Genomic DNA, 8,916 nt, shown 5'->3' on the forward strand with positions numbered 1-8,916 from the left:
TCTACCGTTGCGCTGGATTGCTTGAGAAGTCCGCACATGGATGTGCGGGCTCTTGCGAGGGACTCGCAGTATCTACAGGCTCTTGCGAGGGACTGGCCGTAGTCGAGGGTTGTTGCTCAGCACGCATATGCGCCGCCAGCACCTCACGTGCCTGCTCGGCATCGCGGTGCATCTGCACGGTCAGCGCCTCCAGGCCATCGAATTTTTCTTCGTCGCGCAGCTTGGCGACGAATTCCACGGCAATGTGCCGACCATACAGATCGCATTGGAAATCGAACAAGTGCGCTTCCAGCAGCGGCTCCACGCCCGCTACCGTGGGGCGCGTGCCGAAGCTCGACACCGACGGCCACGGCCGTTCGGCCACGCCGTGCACCCAGGTCGCATAGATCCCCGACAACGCCGGCGTGCGCGGAAAGCGCAGGTTGGCGGTGGGATAGCCCAAGGTCCGGCCAAGCTGCTTGCCGCGCACGACCCGGCCACCGATGGCGTACGGGCGACCGAGCAAGTCGCCAGCGTGGGCGAATTCGCCGGCGCCGAGCAGTTCGCGAATCCGCGTCGCCGAAATCCGCTCCCCATGCAGATGCACCGGCGCAATCTCGCCCGCCACAAACCCATGCTGCTCGCCAAGCGTACGCAACAGGCCGATGTCGCCGCTGCGTCGATGGCCGAAACGGAATTCCGGGCCAATCCAGACTTCGCGCGCGCGCAGCCGGCCAACCAGCGCCAGCCGCACAAAATCTTCCGCACGCATCTTGGACAGGCGACCGTCGAAACGGATCATGCCCACGCTGTCGGCGCCGAATCCGTACAAGCCTTCGATCTTGGCGCGCGCCAGGGTCAGACGCGGCGGCGGCGCGGCGGGTGCGAAGAATTCACGCGGTAGCGGCTCGAAGCTCACCGCCACTGCCGGCACACCGAGTGCGCGGGCACGCGCCACGGCGTGTTGCACCAGCGTCCGATGCCCCAGATGCAGGCCATCGAAGGCACCGATGCAGACCACGCTTCCGCGCGGGAACAGCGTCCCGCCTTCGACGTCTCTAAACAGCCTGCTCATTCCTCGATCCAAACAGATGCCGGCCCGCCGGCCGACCCTCGTTGATACATAACCTGCAAGTATAGCCGTGCCTGTCAAGCCGTATGGGCACCTTGGCGTGGCAGCGCGCCACCGCCTGCGGTGCGCGGGGATGCGCAACCTCAGCCAGCGCAGGCGACCGTGCCGCGCATTCGTTCGGCTGTCGCCTCAGCCTTCGCGCAGATGCCGCGGCCGCAGCCCCAGCGCCAACTGCGCGACCAGATACGTCGCCCCGCCACTGCCCACCAGCACCGCCAGCCAGCCGATGCGGCTCCATTTATCCATCTGCGTAAACGACGGCAGCCACCACAGCAGGCTCAACAGCACTGCCGCCATCGCCGCGCACGCCAGCAGCAGACGCAGCGTATAGCCCCCCCAGCCTGGGCGGCGTTGGTACACGCCGGACTTGCCCAGCCAATACCACAGCAATCCCAGATTGAGATAACTCGACAATGCACTGGCGATACCCAACGCCAGATGCAGGCCCGGCTGCTTGCCCAGCGCCTGCATCACACCCTGGGCCTTGAGTTCGGGCGGCACCATGATCTGGTACACCACCGCCAGCAATGCGAAGTTGAACACCATGTTGGCGATCAGCGCCGCCACGCCCGCACGCACCGGGGTGCGGGTGTCCTGGCGCGCGTAGAAGGCCGGCAGCAGCACCTTCAGCATGGCGTAGGCCGGCAAACCGAAGCTCAGACCGTAGACCGACATCGCCGTCATGCGGGTGTCGAACGCGGTGAACTGGCGGTACTGGAACAACGTCGCCACCAACGGTTCGGCCAGCAGCAGCAGGCCGAGCATGGCCGGCATCGCGATCAGCAAGGTGGTGCGGAAGCCCCAGTCCAGCGCGCCGGAGAACGCGCTGCGATCGGTCTTGACGTGATGGCGCGCCAGCGCCGGCAGGATCACCGTGCCCAGCGCCACGCCGAACACACCCAGCGGCAGTTCCAGGAACCGGTCAGCCAGCGACAACCACGACTGCGACCCATCGGCCAGGCGCGCGGCGATCACCGTATCCAACATCAGGTTGATCTGCGCAATCGACGAGCCGAACAAGGTCGGGATCATCAAGGTCAGCACCTTGCGCACATCCGGGTGATTCCAGCCCCAGCGCGGCAGCGTCAGCAGGTCGATACCCTTCAGCGCCGGCAACTGGAACAGCAACTGCAACGCACCGGCCACCAGGACCGCCCAGCCCAGCGCCAGGATCGGGACCTCCAACCGCGGCGCCAACCACAGCGCGCCGGCAATCATGCACAGATTGAGGATGACCGGCGTCAGCGCCGGAATGGCAAAGCGCTGGAAGCTGTTGAGCGCGCCGCCGGCCAGCGCCGTCAACGAGACGAACAGCAGGAACGGAAAGGTCAGGCGCAACAGATCGACCAACAAACCGTATTTTTCAGGATTGGTGGCCGCACCATCGGAAAACACCGCGGCCAGTTGCGGGGTGAAGATCAGCCCCAGTGCGGTGATCAGCAGCAACATCCCGCCTAAGGTGCCGGACACGCGCGCCATCAGCTCGCGCAGGTCGGCATGCGGGCGGGTCTCCTTGACCTCGGTGAACACCGGCACGAACGCAGTGGCGAACGAGCCTTCGGCGAACAGCCGGCGCAGGAAATTGGGAATGCGGAAGGCCACCCAGAACGCGTCGGTCACCGCATTGGCGCCGAAGGTGGTGGAAATCGCCTGGTCGCGGATCAGACCCAGCACCCGCGAGATCATGGTCATACTGCTGAATGAGAGCAGGCCTCTCAACATGCCGGGCTTGCTCACTCTGCATCCCTCTTGACAACTGACTTGACGTACATATCCGGGTCCATCATACTTTCGCGCTTGCTTTTTCCACCATACCGATTTTTCAGGAACCCACCACCGTGGCCAATATCAAGTCCGCCAAGAAGCGCGCCAAGCAGACCATTGTGCGCAATGAGCGCAACACCGGTCAGCGCTCGATGCTGCGCACCGCCGTCAAGAAGGTGATCAAGGCCCTTGACGCCAACGATGCTGCAGGCGCCGAAGCTGCTTTCGCCGTTGCCCAGCCCATCCTCGACCGTTTCAGCGCCCGTGGCCTGATCCACAAGAACAAGGCTGCACGCCACAAGAGCCGCCTGACCGCGCGCATCAAGGCCATCAAGGCCGCGTAAGCGATCGGTTTGCGCATTGCCGGGAGCCTGGCTTCCGGCAATACAGAAAAACCCGGCCTTGGCCGGGTTTTTTGTGTGCCTGCGCCTGCACTCAGCCTGCATTGCGTGCATCGAGCTCGTCTTCGCGCTGGCGGTCGAAGAACGCCATCACGTCCTTCATGATCGGGAACGTGCCGTCACGCCCGAGAGCGGACACCAGGTACCACGGCGCCGTCCAGCCCAACTCGGCCACGATGCTCTCTGCGGCGGCACGCGCCTCGTCTTCGAACATCAGGTCGGCCTTGTTGAGCACCAGCCAGCGCGGCTTCTTGAGCAACTCGGGATCGTGCCGTTCCAGTTCGCGTTCGATGGTGCGCACCTGATCGGCTGGCGATACGCCGTCCACACCACCCTCGCCATACACGCCCAGCGCAGGCGAAATATCCACCAGATGCAGCAGCAGGCGAGTGCGCTGCAGATGGCGCAAGAACTGCGTGCCCAGACCGGCACCGTCGGCAGCACCTTCGATCAGGCCCGGAACGTCGGCAATGACGAAACTGCGGTACGCCTCGACACTGACCACGCCCAGATTCGGGTACAGGGTCGTGAACGGGTAGTCGGCCACCTTCGGTGTGGCCGAGGACACCGCGCGGATCAGGGTGCTCTTGCCGGCATTGGGGAAACCCAGCAGGCCAACGTCGGCCAGCAGCTTCAGTTCCAGCTTGAGCAGACGCTCCTCGCCCTCCTCACCGGTGGTGGCCTGGCGTGGCGCACGGTTGACCGAGCTCTTGAAATGCATGTTGCCCAGGCCGCCCTTGCCGCCCTTGGCGACCAGCAAGCGGTCGCCGTGCCGGGTCAGGTCGCCGATCACTTCGTCGGTCTGCACATTGATCACCACGGTACCGACCGGCACCACGATGATGCGGTCTTCGCCGCCCTTGCCGTAGGCCTGGCGGCCCATGCCGTTCTCGCCGCGCTGCGCCTTGAAGGTGCGCTCATGGCGGAAATCGACCAGCGTGTTGACGTTCTCGTCGGCCACGATCCAGACGCTACCGCCCGCACCGCCATCGCCGCCATCGGGCCCACCCAGCGGAATGAACTTCTCGCGGCGAAAGCCGACACAGCCGTTGCCGCCATTACCGGCGGTGACCAGGATTTCTGCTTCGTCGACTAACTTCATGGGATGACAACCGGGAATGGAGAATGGGGAATCGGGAATCGGCACAGCGAGTGGCCGCCTCCTGCCAGCAAGAATGCTTGCCAGCACAGCCGTGGAATCCGGCCGGGGGGCAGAATCGCTTTTCCGATTCCCTGCTCCCCATTCCCAATTCCCAGCCGTCAAACGAAAAACCCCGCAAAAGCGGGGCTTTCCGTCTTGCCCGTAAGGCATTACCGCCTCATGGACTGGCCTGCATGGAGCGGGCGATTACGCCTCGGCAACCACGCTGACGGTACGACGCTTCTTCGGACCCTTGGTGGAAAACTCCACCTTGCCGTCGACCAGCGCAAACAGCGTGTGGTCACGACCCAGGCCGACGCCGGCGCCCGGATGGAACTGGGTGCCGCGCTGACGCACGATGATGTTGCCGGCGTCGATGGCCTGGCCACCGAAGATCTTCACGCCGAGGTACTTCGGATTCGAATCGCGACCGTTGCGCGAGGAACCTACGCCCTTTTTATGTGCCATGACTGGTTCTCCTTACTTCTTGTCGCCACCGGCAATGCCGGTGATCTCGATTTCGGTGTAGTGCTGACGGTGTCCCTGACGCTTCATGTGGTGCTTGCGGCGGCGGAACTTGATGATGCGCACCTTGTCGGCGCGGCCGTGGGCCACGACCTTGGCGGTGACCGAGGCGCCCTTCAGCGCATCGCCCAGCTTGATGCCATCGCTATCGCCCAGCATCAGGATGGTGTCGAACTTGATCTCGTTGCCAGCTTCGACTTCGAGCTTTTCCACGCGGAGCGTTTCGCCCTGCGCGACGCGGTATTGCTTACCGCCGGTTACCAGAACTGCGTACATGACCAGGTGTTCCTCTGTAGTTATTATGGTCGCCTGACTTACCCATGGGGCAGACAGGAGCGGAATTGTACTGGCCTAGCCGGTTTCGGGTCAAGTCGCAAGCGGCCTGGCCGCGACTGGCCCGCACTGGGCTGGTAGAACGCATCATCCGGCCGCCACAACGGCCCCGGCAGACTGGCATTTGGGGCAATTGCCCTCACCTAGGTCGGCGGGTAGGCTGATCGACTGCCACTCATTCCTGCTGAGCACGCTCGCACCACTGCCGGTTCGCCGGCCCGACATCGGATCCCCCATGGCGATGGATTTCATCCGCATCCGCGGCGCGCGGACGCACAACCTCAAGAACATCGACCTCGACCTGCCCCGCGACAAGTTGATCGTGATTACCGGCCTGTCCGGCTCGGGCAAGTCGTCGCTGGCGTTCGACACCATTTACGCAGAAGGCCAGCGCCGCTACGTCGAGTCGCTGTCGGCGTATGCGCGCCAGTTCCTCAGCGTGATGGAAAAGCCGGACCTGGACCACATCGAAGGCTTGTCGCCGGCGATTTCGATCGAACAGAAATCCACCTCGCACAACCCGCGCTCCACGGTCGGCACGATCACCGAGATCTACGACTACCTGCGCCTGCTGTACGCGCGCGTGGGCCAGCCGCGTTGCCCGGACCACGGCTTCCCGCTGGAAGCGCAGACCGTCAGCCAGATGGTCGACCACATGCTCACCCAGGATCAGGAGCAGCGCTACATGTTGCTGGCCCCGGTGATCCGCGACCGCAAGGGCGAGCATGCGCAGGTGTTCGAGCAACTGCGTGCGCAGGGCTTCGTGCGCGTGCGCGTGGACGGCGAGCTCTATGAAATCGATGCGGTGCCGCCGTTGGCGCTGCGCCAGAAGCACACCATCGAGGCAGTGATCGACCGCTTCCGTCCGCGCGAGGACATCAAGCAGCGTCTTGCGGAAAGTTTCGAGACCGCGCTCAAGCTCGGCGAAGGCATGGTGGCGGTGCAGTCGTTGGACGACCCGGCGGCCGCGCCGCACCTGTTCTCGTCCAAGTACAGCTGCCCGGTGTGCGACTACTCGCTGCCTGAGCTGGAACCGCGTCTGTTTTCGTTCAACGCACCGGTGGGCGCCTGCCCCAGCTGCGATGGCTTGGGCGTGGCCGAATTCTTCGACCCCGATCGTGTGGTGGTGCATCCGGAGCTGTCGCTTTCGGCCGGCGCGGTGCGCGGCTGGGACCGGCGCAACGCCTATTATTTCCAGCTGATTGCCTCGCTGGCCAAGCACTACAAGTTCGACGTGGACGCGGTGTGGAATACGCTGCCGGCCAAGGTGCGGCAGGCGGTGCTGTTCGGCAGCGGCGATGAGGTGATCAGCTTCACCTATTTCACCGATGCGGGCGGGCGCACCACGCGCAAGCACCGCTTCGAGGGCATCCTGCCGAACCTGGAACGCCGTTACCGCGAAACCGAATCGCCAGCGGTGCGCGAAGAACTGACCAAGTACGTCAGCCAGCAGCCCTGCCCCGCGTGCAACGGCACGCGCTTGAATCGCGCTGCGCGCAACGTGTTCGTGGCCGATCGCCCGCTGCCCGAGCTGGTGGTGCTGCCGGTCAATGAGGCGTTGAATTTCTTCCGCGGCCTGTCGTTGCCGGGCTGGCGTGGCGAGATCGCGGCCAAGATCGTCAAGGAGATTGCCGAGCGGCTGGGCTTCCTGGTCGACGTGGGTCTGGACTACCTCACCCTGGAACGCAAGGCCGACACCTTGTCCGGTGGCGAGGCGCAGCGCATCCGCCTGGCCAGCCAGATCGGTGCCGGCCTGGTCGGGGTGATGTACGTGCTGGACGAGCCCTCGATCGGCCTGCACCAGCGCGACAACGAGCGCCTGCTCGGCACGCTGACGCGGCTGCGCGACCTGGGCAACACGGTAATCGTGGTCGAGCATGACGAAGATGCGATCCGCCTGGCCGACCACGTGCTGGACATCGGCCCCGGCGCCGGCGTGCATGGCGGCGAAATCTGCGCGCAAGGCACGCTGGACGACATCCTGAAATCGCCGCGCTCGTTGACCGGCCAATACCTGTCGGGCAAGCGCCGCATCGAGATTCCCAAGCAGCGCCACAAGCCCAACCCGAAGATGATGCTGCATCTGCGCGGCGCCACCGGAAACAACCTGAAGAACGTCGACCTGGATATTCCGGCCGGCCTGCTGACCTGCATCACCGGCGTGTCCGGCTCGGGCAAGTCGACGCTGATCAACGATACGTTGTTCACCCTGGCGGCCAACGAGATCAACGGTGCATCGCACACCGTGGCGCCGCATCGCGAAGTCGAAAACCTGGACCTGTTCGACAAGGTGGTGGATATCGACCAGTCGCCGATCGGGCGCACGCCGCGTTCCAATCCGGCGACCTACACCGGCATGTTCACGCCGTTGCGCGAGCTGTTCGCGCAGGTACCGGAGGCGCGTGCACGCGGTTATTCGCCGGGGCGTTTCAGCTTCAACGTGCGTGGCGGCCGCTGCGAGGCCTGCCAGGGCGACGGCATGATCAAGGTGGAAATGCACTTCCTGCCCGATGTCTACGTGCCCTGCGATGTCTGCCACGGCAAGCGCTACAACCGCGAAACGTTGGAGATCCGCTACAAGGGTTTCAACATCAGCGACGTGTTGCAGATGACCGTGGAAGATGCGCTGCGCCTGTTCGAACCGGTGCCGTCGATCGCGCGCAAGCTGGAAACGCTGGTCGATGTGGGATTGAGCTACATCAAGCTGGGCCAGAGCGCGACCACGCTCTCCGGCGGTGAAGCGCAGCGCGTCAAGCTGTCCAAGGAACTGTCGCGTCGCGATACCGGGCGCACCTTGTACATCCTGGACGAGCCGACCACCGGCCTGCACTTCCACGATATCGAAGCGTTGCTCGGCGTGCTGCACAAGCTGCGCGACGAAGGCAACACGGTGGTGGTGATCGAACACAATCTGGACGTGATCAAGACCGCCGACTGGATCGTGGACCTGGGCCCGGAAGGCGGACATCGCGGCGGCACCATCCTGATTTCCGGTACGCCGGAAGACGTGGCCGCGCATAAGCCGTCCTATACCGGGCAGTTCCTGGCCAAGATGCTGCCATCGGTGAAGGCGCGCGAGACGCGTCCGGCGGCGATGGCCAACAAGCCCGATGCGCGCCCGCCGCGCAAGGTCAAACCGGAGAAGGTGGCCAAGGCCGCCAAATCCGCCACCAAGAAGACTGCGAAGAAGGCAAGCTGATGAGCGAACACAAGGTACTGGCACGCATTCCGATCAGCGTGCGCTGGCGCGACATGGACAGCATGGGCCATGTCAACAACGCCAAGTACATTTCCTATCTGGAAGAAGCGCGGGTGCGCTGGATGCTGGGCGTGCAAGGCGTGGCGATGACCGACCGCATCGCGCCGGTGGTGGCCGCCACCAATGTCAACTACAAGCAGCCGTTGATCTGGCCCAACGACATCACCGTCGAGTTGTTCGTCGAACGCCTGGGCACCAGCAGCGTGACCATCGGCCACCGCATCTTCGACCAGAAGGACGACAGCAAGCTGTACTCCGATGGCAACGTGGTGGTGGTGTGGATCGATACGCAGACCGGCAAAAGCGCCGCGCTGCCGGATGCGGTGCGCGCGGCCAGCAGCTGAATTCCCATCGGCCCATTCGCTGAGGTTGCAGCGCGAAA

Annotated in this window: 8 protein-coding genes; 3 read left to right on the forward strand and 5 right to left on the reverse strand. The window is 64.3% G+C overall.

Annotated elements, in window-relative coordinates:
* Window position 1: 1 nt before the first annotated feature.
* Complete coding sequence (locus tag LN450_RS13355) at window positions 2–1,054, reverse strand: bifunctional riboflavin kinase/FAD synthetase (RefSeq protein WP_011346752.1); 1,053 nt, start codon at window positions 1,052–1,054, stop codon at window positions 2–4.
* Window positions 1,055–1,240: 186 nt separating this feature from the next.
* The gene (gene murJ, locus LN450_RS13360) at window positions 1,241–2,833 is read right to left on the reverse strand and encodes a murein biosynthesis integral membrane protein MurJ (protein ID WP_031421598.1); all 1,593 of its coding nucleotides are present in this window, start codon (window positions 2,831–2,833) and stop codon (window positions 1,241–1,243) included.
* Between the two features lie 116 nt (window positions 2,834–2,949).
* Between murJ and rpsT the strand changes: the two genes are divergently transcribed.
* On the forward strand, window positions 2,950–3,219 hold the full coding sequence (rpsT, locus tag LN450_RS13365) for a 30S ribosomal protein S20 (RefSeq protein WP_003484323.1): 270 nt from the start codon (window positions 2,950–2,952) through the stop codon (window positions 3,217–3,219).
* Between the two features lie 91 nt (window positions 3,220–3,310).
* Here the strand turns inward: rpsT and obgE are convergent, their stop codons facing one another.
* The 3 genes from obgE to rplU form a co-directional block, all read right to left on the reverse strand.
* A complete protein-coding gene (gene obgE, locus LN450_RS13370) occupies window positions 3,311–4,378 on the reverse strand; it encodes a GTPase ObgE (RefSeq protein WP_011346750.1) in 1,068 nt (355 codons plus the stop codon).
* A 246-nt stretch (window positions 4,379–4,624) separates the two neighbouring features.
* Window positions 4,625–4,885 carry a 50S ribosomal protein L27 gene (gene rpmA / locus LN450_RS13375; RefSeq protein ID WP_003484326.1) on the reverse strand — a complete coding sequence of 87 codons (261 nt, stop codon included), beginning with the start codon at window positions 4,883–4,885 and terminating at the stop codon, window positions 4,625–4,627.
* Between the two features lie 12 nt (window positions 4,886–4,897).
* On the reverse strand, window positions 4,898–5,218 hold the full coding sequence (rplU, locus tag LN450_RS13380) for a 50S ribosomal protein L21 (protein WP_003484328.1): 321 nt from the start codon (window positions 5,216–5,218) through the stop codon (window positions 4,898–4,900).
* A gap of 292 nt (window positions 5,219–5,510) precedes the next feature.
* On the opposite strand from rplU, the gene uvrA reads away from it, so the two are divergent.
* Both uvrA and LN450_RS13390 read left to right on the forward strand, forming a co-directional pair.
* A complete protein-coding gene (uvrA, locus tag LN450_RS13385) occupies window positions 5,511–8,474 on the forward strand; it encodes an excinuclease ABC subunit UvrA (protein WP_011346749.1) in 2,964 nt (987 codons plus the stop codon).
* A complete protein-coding gene (locus tag LN450_RS13390; RefSeq protein WP_007967522.1) occupies window positions 8,474–8,878 on the forward strand; it encodes an acyl-CoA thioesterase in 405 nt (134 codons plus the stop codon). The genes uvrA and LN450_RS13390 overlap by 1 nt, the downstream gene beginning before the upstream one ends.
* The last annotated feature ends 38 nt before the right edge of the window (window positions 8,879–8,916 follow it).

The organism is Xanthomonas euvesicatoria pv. euvesicatoria (assembly GCF_020880415.1).
In the GTDB taxonomy this organism is placed as follows: Bacteria; Pseudomonadota; Gammaproteobacteria; order Xanthomonadales; family Xanthomonadaceae; genus Xanthomonas; species Xanthomonas euvesicatoria.